The following is a 16020-nucleotide window of genomic DNA, read 5'->3' on the forward strand; positions in this document are numbered from 1 at the left end:
TGTCGCGACATCTCCGATTGCAAGCTGAACGGTTTCTCGGCCGGCGCGATTGCAGTCGCATGACGGGCTAGGCCGCGGACATCCGATTTTCCATCAGCCGGCAGGCCGGTAACGTCAGCCTTTCGTAATCGTCTTGGCCGAGACTGGCGCGCTCAAACACGCGCCGAGGATTCGCCCGCATGAAGCCTGCCGCATGATCGACCGGACATACCGGGCGATCCGCCATTCCTAATCGGCCGGGGGCGTCGATCGCGCGTCACATCCGTTGCCTCATCATTGATCGACATCGACATGTTCTATGACTTTGCGTTCTCGACCGTCGCCGAACGGTCGGACTGTCATCCGGCGGCCTGGCGTCGTCCATTCCTGCGCTGGCTGGACGGCATCGAGGCCGGCTGGGCCGTGCCGCTGCTGCTGGCGTGCTTCGTGGCCGTGTGGACGGTCTATCTTTCGATCGCCTATGCCGGTGCCGGCCTGCATCCTGACGTGATCGAGACCTGGACGTTCGGGCGGACGTTCGCCTGGGGCTACGACAAGCATCCGCCGCTGATGGGCTGGATCGCCGGCGCCTGGACCGCCGTCTTCCCGCTTTCCGACTGGTCGTTCCACCTGATGGCGATGACCAATGCGGCGCTGGCGCTGTGGTTCGTCGATCTCGTCTCGCGCCGCTTCGTCGGCGGCGACAAGCGGGTGATCGTGCTGCTGCTGCTGATGCTGACGCCGGCCTATCAGTTTCACGCGCAGCGCTTCAACGCCAACTCGGTGCAGCTGGCGACGTGGCCGCTCGCCACCTACTGCTTCCTGCGCGCGTTCGAAACGCGAACGACGTCCTGGGCTGCCGCCGCGGGCCTGACGACCGCACTCGCCGTGCTCGGCAAGTACTACTCGATCTTCCTGGTGATGAGTTTTGCCTTCGCCGCCATAGCGCATCCGCAGCGGCGCGCCTATTTCACGTCGGCTTCACCATGGATCTCCACGGTCGCCGGCCTCGCCGCGCTGTCGATGCATCTCGACTGGCTGGTCGGACATGACGCCGCGCCCATCCAGCACGCGCTGATGCACGCGCGCTCCACCCTGGCAACGTCGTCGCGGGATGCCCTGTTCTTCCTCTTGGGGCTCGCAGCCGCGATGGCCGTGCCAGCCGTCACCTGGCTGATCGTCGCCGGCGCCAGGATCAGGTCCTTCGCCACGGAGATGACCACGCTGAACGACGGCCTCCGGCTGTTGTCGTACATCGCCATCGGCACGGTCGGCCTGCCCGTCGTCAACGCGCTGATCATGGGGACCGACCTGCCATCGCTGTGGGCGCTGCAGGGACTGTTCCTGTTCGTCGTGGTGGTCGTCTGCGGCGCAAGCTATCCGATTGCCCGCTTCCACACCGTCAACATCGCGGTGCTGACGGCCGGGATCGCCGTCCTGGCCGCGATCGTCGCGGCGCCGCTGCACGCCTTCTACCGCAACCGGCACGGCTATGAGGAAGGCCGCACCTTCTACCAGCAGACTGCACAGGAAGCGACGCGGCTATGGCGGGATCTGACAGGAACACCGCTCGCGCATGTCGGCGGCACCGAGAGCCTTGCGCTCGCGACCGCCTTCTACAGCGCTGACCATCCCGCTTACGGTCTGCCCATCTCAGCCCACAAGACCGGTGCGGACTCTGGCAGCGAAGGCTGGATTTCGCTGTGCTTTCGCGACCAGGCGGATTGTATCGGCGCCGCGGAAGCGGCGGCCGCCCGATCCGGCAACTACGTCAGGCGTGAGTTCACGGTGCAGGCGCGGCTGCTCGGCTGGACGGGTTGCACACGAACGGTGGTGGCCTTCCTGGTGACACGGCCGAGCGAACCATAGGGCTGACGCAACGAAGGACGCGCAACAGCGTCAACGGATCCGAGCATACAGATAAAAAGCAAGGCCCCGCATCGGCGGGGCCTCGCATCGTATGCTCGGGCGGCGGTCTCAGTCGTTGTCCCAGGAGCCGTCGGAATAGCCGTCGCGGTAGCCGGACAGATAGCCGTCGCCATAGTTGCCGTAGTCCGCGTCATACTCATAGACGCGGTGACCACGATAGACGACCCGGGGCGGCGGATAGTCCTCGTAGCTGTCGACATAGGTCGGCGCGGAACGGGCGGTTGCCGCAGACCCGATCAGGGCTCCGATCGCCAGACCGCCGACGACGCCGGCGGCGACCGCCGCTCCGCGATTTCCGCCGGCGTTGGCCGGCGTGGCGATCGTGCCCGCGATGGTCGAGGCCACGATCATGAGCGCGCAAATTCGTTTCATTGGGTTCTCCTTGCGATCGGCTCAGCCGTCGTTGCGGGAGACTCGTGGCTGCGGCTTACAGCATCATTACAAACGGCGCAGCGAGAGTGTGAGCGCGAGCGTGACGCCAGGTCCATCATGGCAGGCCGTTCGGACGTGTGGGGCTGGGACACAAACCGAACGGCCCACTCACTGGACTCCGACGACGTTCGAAGCCATGCGGCGCCAGCTCATGATGGAAGGTGCCGCAGGTGGGACGGAGCCGACCTGATCTGGTCGGGCTTCAGGGCTGCGACGCCGCTCCAATGTCTTTCCGATCGGGCATCACATCGAGAGACGGCGAGCATTGGCTCATCATGCCCCGCTGTCGATGGTGAAACCGATATGATGTCGGTCGTAAGGACGCTTCGGAGTTAGCGTCACGCGCCTTACCGCAGGATTACAGTCCGACGCAGACGAGCCGGGCATCTCATCAGTGCATGACCGGGAACAATTCCCGCGCGTTTGAACAGCCGGCTTCGACGTGATGGACGACGACGAGCCAGGCAGCGCGCTACTGCCCTCCACACGCCAACTGTTTCGCCTGCGCAGCGGCGATGTCGTTCCGTTTGAGCTACAGCGTCGGAAGCATCGACGTCCGCCGCATGCGCGCCCAGGAAATTGCGCAATTCCGCCGACGTGCGCGTGACAAGCCGAGCGTTGCACAGTTCGCCCAGTTCCGTGCGACGCGAAAGGAAATCGGCAGGCGTCGCGCTCGAATTGTTGTGCGGCTCCACTGCCATCTGCTAGGGAGTGCGGCATCGCGCGATCAGCCGGTTGGGAGAGTGGGTGTCTCTGACACGCGAACGAATCGAAGGTCTCGCGCCTGATCAGGCCTCACTCGCCGCGGCGTTGAAGCTGGTGAAGCCGGCCAACTGGCCGGTGCTGGCGGCGAGCAGCGATGCCGAGGTGCTGTGGGGCGAATGCCAGGGCTCCGGCGCGACACCGTATCGCGTGGTCACCGCAGCCGAAGGCAGCGGCTACAAATGCACCTGCCCCAGCCGCAAGTTTCCCTGCAAACATGTGCTGGCGGTGCTGTGGCTGCGGGTCGACAAGCCGGAGCGGTTCGAGACCACCAGCCCGCCGCAATGGGTCGACGACTGGAGCGCGCGGCGGCGCGGCTCGAGCGGCCGCGCGCCGGGCAAGCCGAAGCCGGAGGGCGATGATGCGGGCGCGCCGCCTTCGCTCGATGCTGCGCTGGCAGAGACCGCGACGATTGCTCCCGCCGATCCAAAGGCTGTGGCGCGCGCCGAGGCCCAGCGCGAGCGCATCAGGGCCGAGCGCGAGGCCGCGATCCTCGCCGGGCTCGACGAGCTGGAGCGCTGGATCGCTGATCAGCTCAACCAGGGCCTTGCCGATTTCGCCACCCGCGCCGCATCCGCCACGCGCACGCTGTCGACACGGCTGGTCGATGCCAAGGCCGGCGGCCTCGCTGCGCGGCTCGATCAGCTCTCGTCCGAACTGTTTCGTGTCGGCGAGGAGCGCCGCGCCGATCTCGCCATCGAGCAACTCGGCGCGATGACCCTGATCGCCTCGGCCTACCGGCATCAGGACCGACTGCCGGCGCCGCTGCGCGAGGATGTCCGACGCGCGGTCGGCTGGTCGCTGCGCCGCGAGGAGCTGCTGGCGGATGCCGCGGCGCCGCGCGCAAGCAGCGTGTGGATCGTCGCCGCCAACCTGTCCGAGGTGCAGCCGGACAAGCTGCGCAGGCTGGAGACATGGCTCGTCAACACGGGCGATGACCCCAGCCAGCCGCGCGCCGCGGTGCTGGTCGATTTCGTGCCGGTGTCCGGCGGCGGCGCCGGATTTCCGTTCGCGCCCGGGGAGACCATCGACGGCGAGGTCGTGTTCTATCCGTCGGCCGCGCCGTTGCGCGGGCTGCTGGCGAGCCGCAAGACCGCAGCGACCGCGACCTGGCCGCGGCCGCTGCCCGGGCTCGCACCAGCGCTGCAGGACTACACCGCGCGGCTCGCCGCGCTGCCGTGGCTCGATCGCTGGCCGCTGCTGCTCGCGGGCGTCACGCTGCACACCGCCGGCAAGGGTGCGCTCGCCATCGCCGACAAGGCCGGAGATGCGATCGCGGTGGAGCGCAGCCAGTTCGACCAGCTGACGCCGCTGCTCGGCCTCGACGACCTGTCGCTGCTGTGTCTGTGGGACGGCCGCATTGCGCAGGTGCTCGCCGCCGAAACGGCGCTCGGCCGCTGGCATCACGAGGGCTGACGATGGCGAGCGCAATTGATCCCCAGAGCCATGCCCGCCTGCGCCAGTCCTTCCTGCTTGGCCTGGTGCGGCAGCCCTTGACGACCCCGCCTGCGCTGGCCGAGCTGTTGCCGCAAGGACGCGAGCCGGCGCTGCCGCTGCTGGCGCTGGCCGCGCAATGGCAGCGCTTTGCCGGCGCGACGGCGCCTGTCGCCGATCCCCTGGCGGATGCCGCCCTGCGGCTGCACCAGGACGCGCGGCCCATCCTGCCCGAACCGGCGCGGCGCGCGCTCAGGGCCCTGGCACGCAGCGTCGAGAAGTCGCTGGCGTCGAGCGCCCTGCCGCTCGCGCTGCGCCGTGTCCAGGCCGCCGGCTGCATCCGTTCGATCTGCCGGATCTCGTGCCGCACATCAAGGCCAATGCCGAGGACCAGGGCCTCGCCGAGCGCGCCTATCTGGCGCTGATCGCCTCCGACGCCGATGACGATGCGACGAAGGGCCTGTTCTTCGAACGCATCACCATCGAAAACTGGACCACCTTCCCGAAGGCGCAGCGGCGCGCCTTCGTCGCGGAGCAGCGCCGCAACAATCCTGCCGACGGCCGCGCGCTGATCGAATCGGTGTGGAAGAGCGAGCCCGCACCGGTCCGCGCTGCGCTGCTCGATGCGCTGATGGTCGGCCTCGGCCCCGACGACCAGCCGTTTCTGGAGAGCCTGAGCGCCGATCGCGCCGACAGCATCAAGCAGATCGCCGCACAGCTCCTCACGCGCATCGCCGAACGCGCCCAGCGCGGCACCCGGCTGACCGAGGCCGCGCAATGCTTCCAGCGCGCGGGCTCGTTCCTCGCCAAGATCGGCCTCGGCTCGGCATCGACAGTGACCTTCAAGCTGCCGGCCGACGGCCTGAAATGGCAGGAGGCCGAGGCGTTGCGCGAGCGACTGTTCGGCGGACTGCAACTGACCGCTCTCGCCCGGGCGGTCGGCGTGTCGCCCGAGGCGCTGATCGCCGCACTGCCGCCATCCGAGCACCGCGTGCTCATGCTGTTGATGGATGCCGCCGCAGCCGAGGGCGACGACGACACCGTGCTGCGCATCATCGGCGCGCGCCTCTGCGGCGGCGACGCGCTGCACGGATATGCGCTGATGTCGCTCGCGGCGAAGGCCCGCCAGCCGCTCGCAGCGCAGGTCGCCGAACGCGTGCTGGCGTCACCGGCCTGGCAGAAGGCGATCCAGGACCTCGCCGATGCGACCACGCCGGCGGCGCAGAAGGACGACGGCCGGCTGGTGCTCATGGCTGCGCTGATGCCGCGCGCGACGATGCCCGCCTTCATCGCCACGCTCACCCCGCTGTCCCCCGCCACCGCGCGGGCGGCCAAGGATTTCGCCGACCTCGTTCTCGCGTTGCCGACGTAACGCGCAATCAAAATGTCCGGAGCACACCCATGACAAATGCCGATGCGAGCCCGACCGACGGCCAGTTGCGCCGCTCCGCGGAAGCATTGCATGCCCACGAGCTCGAGGCGCTGGCGCAAGAGGACACGCGGGCGCGGCCGGCACAGTGGCGGCTGTCGCCGCAGGCGGTCGTGACCTATCTGATGGGCGGCCGCACCAAATCGGGGGTCGAGATCACGCCGAAATATATCGGCAACCGCCGGCTGATCGAGACCGCCGTGGCGACGCTCGCGACCGATCGCGCGCTGCTGATCCTGGGCGTGCCCGGCACCGCGAAATCGTGGGTCTCCGAACATCTCGCCGCCGCGATCTCCGGCTCGTCCGAGCTGATCGTGCAATGCACCGCCGGCACCGACGAGAACCAGATCCGCTACGGCTGGAACTACGCGTTGCTGCTCGCCAAGGGCCCGTCGCGCGAAGCCATGGTGGCGACGCCCTTGATGCGCGCGATGGAGGCGGGACGGATCGTGCGCTTCGAGGAGCTGACGCGCATGCCGTCGGACGTGCAGGACACGCTGATCACGGTGCTGTCGGAGAAGCTGATGCCGATCGCGGAGATCAACGACGCCGTGCACGCCCGGCGCGGCTTCAACATGATCGCGACGGCGAATGCGCGCGACAAGGGCGTCAATGAATTGTCCTCGGCGCTGAAGCGGCGCTTCAATGTGGTGGTGCTGCCGCTGCCCGCCGACCTGGATGAAGAGGTCAAAATCGTCACCAAGCGCGTGGGCGAGATCGGCGGCGGGCTGGAGCTGCCGAAGATCGCGCCCGCCGACCAGGAGATCATGCGCATCGTCACGGTGTTCCGCGAGCTGCGGGACGGCCAGACGCTCGACGGCCGGCTCAAGCTGAAGTCGCCGTCCGGCTCGCTGTCGACGGCGGAGGCCATCGCGGTGACGATCGGCGCCTGGGCGGAGGCCGGCCATTTCGGCTCCGGCGTGATCGATGCGCAGAGCATGGCTGCCAACATCGTCGGCGCCATCGTCAAGGATCCGGTGCAGGACAAGGTCGTGCTGCAGGAATATCTTGAAACCGTGGTGCGCGAGCGCAAGCCATGGGCCGATCTCTACGGCGCGATCCGCGAAGTGATGTGACGTGGCCGCAGCTTCGCCCGATCGCCTGCACCTCCTCGGCATCCGTCATCACGGACCCGGCTCGGCACGCGCCGTGCTGGCGGCGCTCGACGCGGCCGATCCCGCGGTCGTGCTGATCGAGGGACCGCCGGATGCCGATGAGCTGATCTCCTTCGCCGCATCGCCGGCGATGGTGCCGCCCATCGCCTTGCTGGTGCATGCGCAGGACGATGCGAGCAACGCCAGCTTCTTTCCGTTCGCGGTGTTCTCGCCGGAATGGCAGGCGATCCGCTGGGCGCTGGCGAAGCAGCGACCGGTCCGCTTCATCGATCTGCCGGCATCGCATCGGCTGGCCGAACGGGCCAAGGCGGCGAAGCCGGAGAGCGATGAAGGCAAGGCCACGCCGGAGGACGCCAACGCGGCTGCGCAGGAGCAGCCCGAGGCCACCGATCCGGAGCTGGCACAGATCCGGCGCGATCCGCTGGCCTATCTCGCGACGCTCGCCGGCTATGACGACAGCGAGTCCTGGTGGAACGCGATCGTCGAGCAGGGCACGCATGGACCGGAGATCTTTGCGGCGCTGGAAGCTGCCATCGCGGCGTTGCGCGAGACGATCGATCCCCTGCCCTATCAGCCGGCCGATGAAGCCCGCCGCGAGCTGCGCCGCGAAGCGCACATGCGCCTGGAAATCGCAGCGGCGCTGAGCGCGCAGGACGGCACGGTCGCCGTTATCTGCGGCGCCTGGCACGTGCCGGCGCTGCGCAAGAAGGTCGCGCTGAAGGATGATCGCGCATTGCTGAAGGGATTGCCGCAGATCAAGGTGACCGCGACGTGGGTGCCCTGGACCGAGACGCGGCTCGCCGCGAGCTCCGGCTATGGCGCCGGCGTGATCTCGCCCGGCTGGTACGCGCATCTCTGGCAAGGATTGCAGCACGGTCAGATCGCCGCGCTCGACGCTACCGGCTTCACGACCCGCTGGCAGGCGCGCGTCGCCGAACTGTTGCGCCGGAATGGCCGGCCGGCATCGACGGCCTCCGTGATCGAGGCGTCGCGGCTGGCGATCACGCTGGCCGCGTTGCGCGACGTCGCTTTGCCGGGACTGGCCGAGATGCGCGAGGCGAGCCTTGCCACGCTTTGCGAAGGCGAGACGGCGCCGTTCCGCCTGATCGAGCAGCAGCTCATCATCGGGCAACGTGTCGGCGAGATCGACGACAGCGTGCCGCAGATGCCGCTCGCCGCCGATCTCGCGCGCTGGCAGCGCAAGCTGAAGCTGAAGCCCGAGGCGCTCGACACCGACATGGCGCTCGACCTGCGCAGCGAGGCAGGGCTTGCCAAGTCGCAGCTCCTGCATCGCCTCGCGCTGATCCAGGTGCCGTGGGGACGGTTGCAGGGATCGGGACAGAGCCGCGGCACGTTTCGCGAGAACTGGCGGCTGCGCTGGGAGCCGGAATTCTCGGTTCGTCTGGTCGAGGCGCTGGTGCACGGCACGACCGTCGCGCAGGCCGCAGGCAACGCCGCCGTCACCCACGCACAGGCGGCGACCTCGTTGAACGCCGTCGCGGGCCTCGTGCGCGGCTGTCTCGAAGCGGGTCTGAGCGAGGCGGCCGAGGCGACGATCGCGCTGCTGCAGCAGCGCTCGGCTGCGACCAGCGACGTTGCCGACCTCACCGAGGCCGTGCCACCGCTCGCCGAGATCCTGCGCTACGGCACCGCGCGGGCGCTGCCGACCGAGGCGCTGCGCCTGCTGGTGACCAGCCTCGTCGAGGCGATCTGTGCCGGCCTCGTCTATGCTTGCCGCAACCTGCAAGCCGACGTCGCCGCCGATCTGCGCGGCAGGCTGGCGCGGCTCGACGTCGCGATCGGGCTGATCGAGGATCGCGGCCTGCGCGACGGCTGGAGCCGCGCGCTGCTGCATGTCGCCGCCGATGCGGCAGCGCATCCGCTGGTGAAGGGCCTGGCGGGCCGTCTGCTGTACGATCAGGGCATCGTCTCACCGGAGCAGGCCGCGCTGGCGCTGTCGCGCGCGCTCTCCCACAGCGTGCCGACCCTGGAGGCCGGCGACTGGCTCGACGGGTTTCTCGGCCAGAGCGGCCAGGTGCTGCTGCACGACCAGATGCTGCGCCGGATCATCGACGGCTGGCTGGCTGCGATCGACGACGAGGCGTTCAACAACCTGCTGCCGGTGATGCGCCGTGCCTTCGCGAGCTTCGACCGCAACGAGCGGCGGCGCCTGCTCGACGAACTGGCCAGGCAGCGGCCGCTGGCCGTCGCTTCCACTTCAGATGCGAGTCCGCTGCAGCCGCTCGCAGCGCTGTCGGCCAGCGCTGCCGGCTTCGATGCGGCTCTGCCCTTGCTGTTGACCATCCTGGGCGCCGACCGGCCGATCAAGGAGGCTAATCGATGAGCGACGACGCTGCTGCCGAGCGCAACCGCCGCTGGCGCCTCGTGCTCGGCGGCGACGACCAGGCCAGCCTGTCCGATCGCGATCGGCGGCTCGATGCGGCGCTGGCCGGACTCTATGACGCCGGCTCCGGCGGCAAGCGCGGCGGGGGCCGACGTGGCGGCCTCGGCGGCTCGGCGCCGCGCGTGGCGAGCTGGCTCGGCGACATCAGGGAGTTCTTTCCCGCGCCGGTCGTGCAGGTGATCCAGAAGGACGCGTTCGAGCGGCTCGGCCTGAAGGAGATGCTGCTGCAGCCGGAGTTCCTCGCCGCCCTCGAAGCCGACGTGCATCTCGTCGCCGACCTGATGGCGCTGCGCGCGGTGATGCCGGAGAAGACCAAGGCGACGGCGCGCCAGGTCGTCGCCAGGGTGGTGAAGGAGCTGATGGAAAAGCTCGACGCCCGCACCACCGAGACGATCCGCGGCGCGGTCGACCGCCGCCGCCGCACCCGCCGGCCGCGCGCCGGCGACATCGACTGGCCGCGCACGATCGGCAGGAATCTGCGCCACTGGCAGGCCGAGCATCGCACCATCGTGCCGGAGACATTGATCGGGCATGCGCGCGCCGCGCGCCGGACCAATCTGGAGGAGGTGATCCTCTGCGTCGACCAGTCGGGCTCGATGGGCACCTCCGTCGTCTACTCCTCGATCTTCGCCGCGGTGCTGGCCTCGATCCCGGCGATCGCGATGAAGCTCGTGGTGTTCGACACCAACATCATCGACCTCACCGAGGAGCTGGCCGATCCGGTCGAGGTGCTGTTCTCGGTGCAGCTCGGCGGCGGCACCGACATCAATCAGGCGCTGGCCTATTGCGAGCGCCTGGTCCGCGAGCCGGCGCGGACGCACATGGTGCTGATCAGCGATCTCATCGAGGGCGGCATCGCCGAGCAGATGCTGGCCCGCGCCAAGGCGCTGGTCTCGTCGGGCGTGAACCTGATCGTGCTGCTGGCGCTCAACGACGACGGCCGTCCGGCCTATGACGGCAAGCATGCCGCAATCCTGGCCTCGCTCGGCTGCCCGGTGTTCGCCTGCACGCCGCACCAGTTTCCGGAGTTGATGGCAACCGCGCTGAAGCGCCAGGACATCTGGTCGTGGGCCGCAGCACAGGACATCAAGCTGGTGCGGCCGGAGGACGGCGTCTCGGGCGTGTGAATGAAGCGCCTGGTTCTCATCTGCATCCTGCAACTCGGGCGCTATGCGGTCCTGCCCGTGGTCGGTTTGGCCGGCGGATTGCTGGTCATCTGGCTGATGCTCCTCGACGACTCCACGAGGATTGCGCTCTCGGCCTGCCACACGGCATCATGCCGGCCATGAACGACGCAGCACAGCGCGCCCACCGCGGCATCGGCCATTCGACCAATCTCGTCGGGCGTCCCTCCGCGTGGCTGGCGAGCTGTGCCTTCAACGACAGCGCGGTGCCGCTGCACATCTGGGGCGTCACGGAGATGAACCCCAGCCTGTTCACGATGCTCGACCAGGCCGAACATCTCGCCGAAGCCGGCGAAGCCTTCACCACCTACATGATGGCGATGTTCGGCCTCGATCCTGAGCAACGCGCCACGACGTCCGGCGGCCAGCGGCGTTTCCGCTCGTCCTTCCTGCGGCTGATCCAGGGCTGGGGCTTCGACAGCAACGGCCCGGAAGGCGCCGTGCTCAAGGGCTGGGTCGAGAGCCGGTTCGGCCTCGGTCCGTCCTACCACAAGGAGATCATCGAACGCGTGGCAAGCCGGGCCTGGACGACCTATGTCCAGGAGAAGATGTCGAGCCGCTTCCACAACAATGCAATCTGGGTGCAACTCGATCTGCTGTTCGAATTCTGCCAATGGGCGATCCGCCGCTTCGCCTTTCCGGACGAGACGCATCTGACGCTGCATCGCGGCGTCAATTCGTTCGACGAGCATTGGATCGTGGAGCAAACGACACGGCGCGAGGCGGTGGTCCGGCTCAACAACCTCGTCTCGTTCTCCTCCGACCGCGACACTGCGGGCTGCTTCGGCGACATGATTCTCACCGCGAGGATTCCCGTCAGCAAGATCGTGTTCTTCAACGGCCTGCTGTCGTCACATGCGCTGAAGGGCGAAGGCGAATACCTCGTGATCGGCGGCGACTACCGCGTGAGCGTCGACTATGTGTGAGCGGATCGCAGCATGACCGCGCCCGATGTCGAGGAACGCGCGAGGAGACGAGCCGTGACGACGCGCGCTGGAGACCGCCCCGGTGTGGCGTGACGTCTCCCTGACGATGTTCCTGAGCGCGCTGATTGCGCTGACGATCTGGATTGTCCTGCCGCCGCGCCGCAAGGCGAAGCGACAATCGGTGCCATTCGATCCCTCGCGAGGGTACCAAGTCTACACCCGGGAGTTCGATGTCGAAATCAGCGCCGAGGAGCTGGACGGCTTCCTGGCCGCGCTCGGCGATCCAGATCGAAGCTGGTCGAAGCGCTATCCCGCGGCAGATCCAGCGCCGTTGTTCGCGCTCGAAAATGAGTTGGCCGCGCGACCCGCGACGGACGGCGAGCCGCCTGCGTCGATCGAGGCAGACGATACCTTGGTGTCGCTGCTGATCGATCATTCCGGATCGATGCGCGGAGATCCCATTCTGTTCGCGGCCCGCGCCGCGCTGGTCGCCTCCGATCTGCTGAAGCGCATCGGCGCCAAACACGAGGTGCTCGGCTTCACCACCGCCCACTGGAAGGGCGGCCGGAGCCGGGAGAAATGGCTGAAGGACGGGCGGCCGCCTTATCCAGGGCGGCTGAACGACTTGTTGCATATCGTCTATTGCAGCGCCGACGAGACATTGACCGCGCGACACGCCGCGGCGATGCTGATCCCAGGACTTCTCAAGGAAAACATCGACGGCGAAGCCATCGCCTGGGCGTCCGCGCGCCTGCGACAACGCGCGGAGCGGTACAAATATTTGATCGTGCTGTCCGACGGCGCGCCGATGGACGACTCCACGCTGATGGAGAACGGCGAGCGCTATCTTCATCATCACCTGCCCGAGCAGATCCGCCGGATCGAGGCTGCAGGTGACATTCGGATCGCGGCGATCGGAATCGGCCACCCCGTCGACCGCTACTACGGCAGCGGAGTGATGATCGGCTCTCCCGAGGAGTTGGAGAGCACGGTGGTGGCTCGCATCGAGCGACTGTTGGCAAGTGTCTGAGACGTTCGCACGCGCCTCTGCAAACGGCTCAATCGTTCTTCGCCAGCACCTCGCGCAGCGCGTCCGTCAGCCGCGCAAGCTCCGTCTCCGAGCCGATCGTGATGCGCAGATAGTCCGCGATCCGCGGGGCGGTGAAATGGCGGACGAGCACTGCGCGCTGGCGCAAGGCTGCGGACAGCGCCTGGCCGGAATGGTCCGGATGCCGGGCGAAGACGAAATTGGCGCTGGACGGCAGCACCTCGAAGCCGAGACGAACCAGCGCAGCGGTGAGGTCGGCGCGGTTCTTCATGATGACCGAGCGCGCCTGCTGGAAGTGCGCCTCGTCCTCGATCGCGGCGATCGCGCCGGCCTGGGCGGGCCGGCCGAGCGGGTAGGAGTTGAAGCTGTCCTTGACCCGCGTCAGGCCCTCGATCAGCGCGGCATCGCCGATCGCGTAGCCGACGCGGAGTCCTGCGAGCGCGCGCGATTTCGACATCGTCTGCACCACCAGCAGGTTGGGGTAGTCGCGGATCAACGGAATCGCGGTCTCGGCGCCGAAATCGACATAGGCTTCGTCGATGACGACGGCCGCGTCGCGACGCGCTGCCGCGAGTCGCGCGATCTCGGCGCTCGGCAGCGCGATGCCCGTCGGTGCGTTCGGATTGGCAATGATCACCGGGCCGGGGCGACCGACATAATCGTCGATACGCACGCGCATCTCGGCATCGAGCGGAACGGTCGTGTAGTCGATGCCGAGCAGGCGACAGTACACGGGATAGAAGCTGTAGGTCACGTCGGGGAACAGCAGCGGCGCGGGTTGCTTCAGGAGCGCCGCGAAGGTGTGCGCGAGCACCTCGTCCGAGCCGTTGCCGACGAACACCTGCTCCGGTGAGACCTTGTGATAGGCCGCGAGCGCCTCGCGCAGCTGCGTTGCCTGCGGATCCGGATAGAGCCGCAAGGTGTCGGCAGCGGCCGCCCGTATGGCCTCGATCGCCTTGGGCGAGGGTCCGAACGGGCTCTCATTGGTGTTGAGCTTGACCAGGCCCGGGATCTGCGGCTGCTCGCCGGGCACATAGGGCGACAGCCCATGAACGAGCTCTGACCAGAAGCGACTCACGATTGTTCTCCTGCGCACCCGAGATCCGCCGATCGACGCATCGATCGGAAGCGATGGTCGTGCGAACTGAACGTGGTGTGGATCATCGGCAAATGGCGCGCCCGGAACGATTCGAACGTCCGACCCTCAGATTCGTAGTCTGATGCTCTATCCAGCTGAGCTACGGGCGCGTTTTTCGCATTTGGCAGGCTCCGGGCCAGGGGCCGGATCCCGGAAGGCCGGAGCGGCAAACGCCGGCAGGCCTCGCGAAGGGCCCCTGACTAACGGCTCGGAGACCGCTTGGCAAGGCTGGAGCGGGACATTTTGCGACCATTTTTCCGCAGACGCGCCGGCACGGTTTGGCATGGCCGGAGCGGACGGGCTCGTTCCGACACAACGGGAGTTCCGGGCTCGACGCCTGCGGCATCGCCCGCCGGAATGGCAGGTGGGCCGGTCCGGTTCAGGCGCTGGCGCGCTCGGTCCAGAAGGTCTGCAGCTCGACAGGGCGGTCAGGGATCGTGATTCGGAAGGTGGCCCCCAGGGTCCCTTCGACCAGTTGGATGTCGCCATCATGGGCCCGGACCAGTTCGGCCGCGATCGCAAGGCCCAGCCCCGAGCCGCCCGGACGACCGGCACCGCGGAAGGCCTCGAACAGGTGCTCTCGCACCTTCGCCGGGACACCAGGTCCCGTGTCCGAGACCTCCAGGATCGCCACCCCGCCCTCGCGGCGGCCGGTGATCCGGATCTGGCGCACGCCGGCATCCGCCGCGAGACTGTCCAGGGCCTGGGCGGCATTGCGCACCAGGTTGAGCAGCACGCGGAACAACTGGTCGGGATCGGCATCGATCTTCAGCCCGCGCTCGATCGCCGCGATCCAGGTGATCGAGGCATCCGGCGACAGGCCGGCGGTCTCCCGCACCTCCGCGACGACGGGCTCGACCACCACCATGCGGCGGTCCGGCGCCGGCTCCTGCACCTTGCCGTAGGACAAGGTCGACTGGCAGAACGCGATGGCGCGCTCCAGCGAGCGCATCAGCTTCGGCGCGAAGCGCTGCACCCGCGGATCGGGCACGCTGGCGAGCTGGTCCGACAGCAGCTGCGACGAGGCCAGCAGGTTGCGCAGGTCGTGGTTGATCTTGGACACGGCGAGGCCGAGCGCGGCGAGCCGGCTCTTCTGATGCAGCATCGAGACGAGGTCGCGCTGCATGTCGGCAAGCTCGCGCTCGGCGACGCCGATCTCGTCGGAACGCTGGCTCGGCACGATGATTCGCGCCACGCTCTCCGGATTTTCGTGGAAGCCGACGAGGCTCGCGGTGAGGCGCCGCATCGGCCGCACGAACAGGAAATGCAGAGCAAGATAGACCAGCGCCGCGGTCAGCACCGCCAGCAGCAGCGACACGCCGAGCAGGTTGCGCGAGAACCGGTACATCGCCTTGCGCAGCGGCTTCTCGTCGGTGACCACCTCGATGAACTGGGCCCGACCCGGCGCCGGCCCGATCACCCGCATGGTGTGATCGCCGGTCTCCGTCATCATCGTCAGCGAATTCACGATCGACGACCACGCCGTCATGTCGCGCATGTCGAAGTCGTGGTCGATCGAGGCGGGCAGGTCGGCGCTCGCGAGCAGGCGGCGCTGCTGGCCCATCTTGATGGCGACGCCGCGCGCGTTGATGGAGGTGAGGATCTGCCGCGCCAGCGAATCCGGCACCATGCCGGACGGTGCGGCGTCGAGCACCAGCGCAGCGGTATTGGCGGCCGCCAGGCGGTCGTTGAGCCGGTTGGTCCAGAAATTGGCGATCGCCGGTACGTAGATCAGCACCTCCGCGATCATCACCAGCGGAATGGTCAACAGCAGCAGCTTTCCAGACAAGCCGAGCCGGCGCGACCGTTTCGGTCGCAGACGCTCCAGGATTGGCTGGTTGTCGCTCTCGGTCACGTATCGCCCTTGTAAGAGACACCCCCACCCTTACGGGACCGCAAGATGGGACTGCACCGGAGTCCGGTCAAATTACGGATCGCTCATGTTCCGGTTTCCAAATCGTTCATAATGGAACCCAAAACTGCACGATCTCTGACATCTTCAACCCCGCCGCGCCGAGGCTATTCTTGCCTTCGTCTTGTGCGCAGGGTCTTGTGCGCAGGGTCTTGCGTTCTCGTCCTGCCTCGTGTCGTTCGCGACGCTGACCCGCGGCTGGTGACGAAGGTCTTTACGAGATCTCGGCGTCGTCGATCCCTGCACCGCCTATGACGCCTTGCCGCGATTGACGAAGGCGGGACGCTCCCTTATAAGCCGCGCCAACCGTCCGCGATGACCCGGCTCG

The 16020-nt window shown here is 67.8% G+C and carries 13 protein-coding genes and 1 tRNA gene; 10 read left to right on the forward strand and 4 right to left on the reverse strand.

The window, feature by feature from the left end:
- Positions 1 to 291 precede the first annotated feature (291 nt).
- Entirely contained in the window at positions 292 to 1848 is a 1557-nt protein-coding gene (locus tag QX010_RS29930) for a glycosyltransferase family 39 protein (protein ID WP_315800460.1), read from the forward strand.
- Between the two features lie 108 nt (positions 1849 to 1956).
- Here the strand turns inward: QX010_RS29930 and QX010_RS29935 are convergent, their stop codons facing one another.
- Positions 1957 to 2280, reverse strand: coding sequence for a hypothetical protein (locus tag QX010_RS29935; protein ID WP_316183275.1), 324 nt, complete (start codon positions 2278 to 2280; stop codon positions 1957 to 1959).
- Between the two features lie 807 nt (positions 2281 to 3087).
- Here QX010_RS29935 and QX010_RS29940 point away from each other — a divergent pair.
- The 9 genes from QX010_RS29940 (at position 3088) to QX010_RS29980 (ending at position 12624) form a co-directional block, all read left to right on the forward strand.
- On the forward strand, positions 3088 to 4518 hold the full coding sequence (locus QX010_RS29940; protein WP_316183276.1) for an SWIM zinc finger family protein: 1431 nt from the start codon (positions 3088 to 3090) through the stop codon (positions 4516 to 4518).
- 2 nt (positions 4519 to 4520) lie between these two features.
- Positions 4521 to 4961 (forward strand): hypothetical protein, encoded by a 441-nt coding sequence (locus QX010_RS29945; RefSeq protein ID WP_316183277.1) that lies wholly within the window; start codon positions 4521 to 4523, stop codon positions 4959 to 4961.
- Complete coding sequence (locus tag QX010_RS29950) at positions 4898 to 5908, forward strand: DUF5691 domain-containing protein (protein ID WP_316183278.1); 1011 nt, start codon at positions 4898 to 4900, stop codon at positions 5906 to 5908. The genes QX010_RS29945 and QX010_RS29950 overlap by 64 nt, the downstream gene beginning before the upstream one ends.
- 29 nt (positions 5909 to 5937) lie before the next feature.
- Positions 5938 to 7041 (forward strand): AAA family ATPase, encoded by a 1104-nt coding sequence (locus QX010_RS29955; RefSeq protein WP_316183279.1) that lies wholly within the window; start codon positions 5938 to 5940, stop codon positions 7039 to 7041.
- Between the two features lies 1 nt (position 7042).
- A complete protein-coding gene (locus tag QX010_RS29960) occupies positions 7043 to 9424 on the forward strand; it encodes a DUF5682 family protein (RefSeq protein WP_316183280.1) in 2382 nt (793 codons plus the stop codon).
- Positions 9421 to 10611: a vWA domain-containing protein gene (locus QX010_RS29965; protein WP_316183281.1), complete on the forward strand. Its 1191-nt coding sequence runs from the start codon at positions 9421 to 9423 to the stop codon at positions 10609 to 10611. Before QX010_RS29960 ends, QX010_RS29965 begins: the two co-directional genes overlap by 4 nt.
- Positions 10612 to 10773 carry a hypothetical protein gene (locus QX010_RS29970; RefSeq protein ID WP_315800467.1) on the forward strand — a complete coding sequence of 54 codons (162 nt, stop codon included), beginning with the start codon at positions 10612 to 10614 and terminating at the stop codon, positions 10771 to 10773.
- Positions 10770 to 11594: an NAD(+)--dinitrogen-reductase ADP-D-ribosyltransferase gene (locus tag QX010_RS29975; protein WP_410051421.1), complete on the forward strand. Its 825-nt coding sequence runs from the start codon at positions 10770 to 10772 to the stop codon at positions 11592 to 11594. Before QX010_RS29970 ends, QX010_RS29975 begins: the two co-directional genes overlap by 4 nt.
- A gap of 106 nt (positions 11595 to 11700) precedes the next feature.
- Positions 11701 to 12624 (forward strand): cobaltochelatase CobT-related protein, encoded by a 924-nt coding sequence (locus QX010_RS29980; RefSeq protein ID WP_316183283.1) that lies wholly within the window; start codon positions 11701 to 11703, stop codon positions 12622 to 12624.
- A 28-nt stretch (positions 12625 to 12652) separates the two neighbouring features.
- Here QX010_RS29980 and hisC read toward each other — a convergent pair whose 3' ends face one another.
- From hisC to QX010_RS29995, 3 genes are all read right to left on the reverse strand, one after another.
- Positions 12653 to 13720, reverse strand: coding sequence for a histidinol-phosphate transaminase (gene hisC / locus QX010_RS29985; RefSeq protein WP_316183284.1), 1068 nt, complete (start codon positions 13718 to 13720; stop codon positions 12653 to 12655).
- Positions 13721 to 13813: 93 nt separating this feature from the next.
- Positions 13814 to 13890 (reverse strand) — tRNA-Arg (locus QX010_RS29990).
- A gap of 269 nt (positions 13891 to 14159) precedes the next feature.
- Positions 14160 to 15635 (reverse strand): HAMP domain-containing sensor histidine kinase, encoded by a 1476-nt coding sequence (locus QX010_RS29995; protein ID WP_315715364.1) that lies wholly within the window; start codon positions 15633 to 15635, stop codon positions 14160 to 14162.
- Positions 15636 to 16020: the final 385 nt, after the last annotated feature.

Source organism: Bradyrhizobium sp. SZCCHNRI1009, assembly GCF_032487575.1.
Taxonomy (GTDB): domain Bacteria; phylum Pseudomonadota; class Alphaproteobacteria; order Rhizobiales; family Xanthobacteraceae; genus Bradyrhizobium.

Bases quoted from the DNA above. Each gene is read 5' to 3' on its own strand.
- QX010_RS29970 (WP_315800467.1), top strand. From the start codon at position 10,612: ATGAAGCGCCTGGTTCTCATCTGCATCCTGCAACTCGGGCGCTATGCG.
- QX010_RS29965 (WP_316183281.1), top strand. From the start codon at position 9,421: ATGAGCGACGACGCTGCTGCCGAGCGCAACCGCCGCTGGCGCCTCGTG.
- QX010_RS29975 (WP_410051421.1), top strand. From the start codon at position 10,770: ATGAACGACGCAGCACAGCGCGCCCACCGCGGCATCGGCCATTCGACC.
- QX010_RS29980 (WP_316183283.1), top strand. From the start codon at position 11,701: ATGTTCCTGAGCGCGCTGATTGCGCTGACGATCTGGATTGTCCTGCCG.
- QX010_RS29930 (WP_315800460.1), top strand. From the start codon at position 292: ATGTTCTATGACTTTGCGTTCTCGACCGTCGCCGAACGGTCGGACTGT.
- QX010_RS29955 (WP_316183279.1), top strand. From the start codon at position 5,938: ATGACAAATGCCGATGCGAGCCCGACCGACGGCCAGTTGCGCCGCTCC.
- QX010_RS29935 (WP_316183275.1), bottom strand. From the start codon at position 2,280: ATGAAACGAATTTGCGCGCTCATGATCGTGGCCTCGACCATCGCGGGC.
- QX010_RS29945 (WP_316183277.1), top strand. From the start codon at position 4,521: ATGGCGAGCGCAATTGATCCCCAGAGCCATGCCCGCCTGCGCCAGTCC.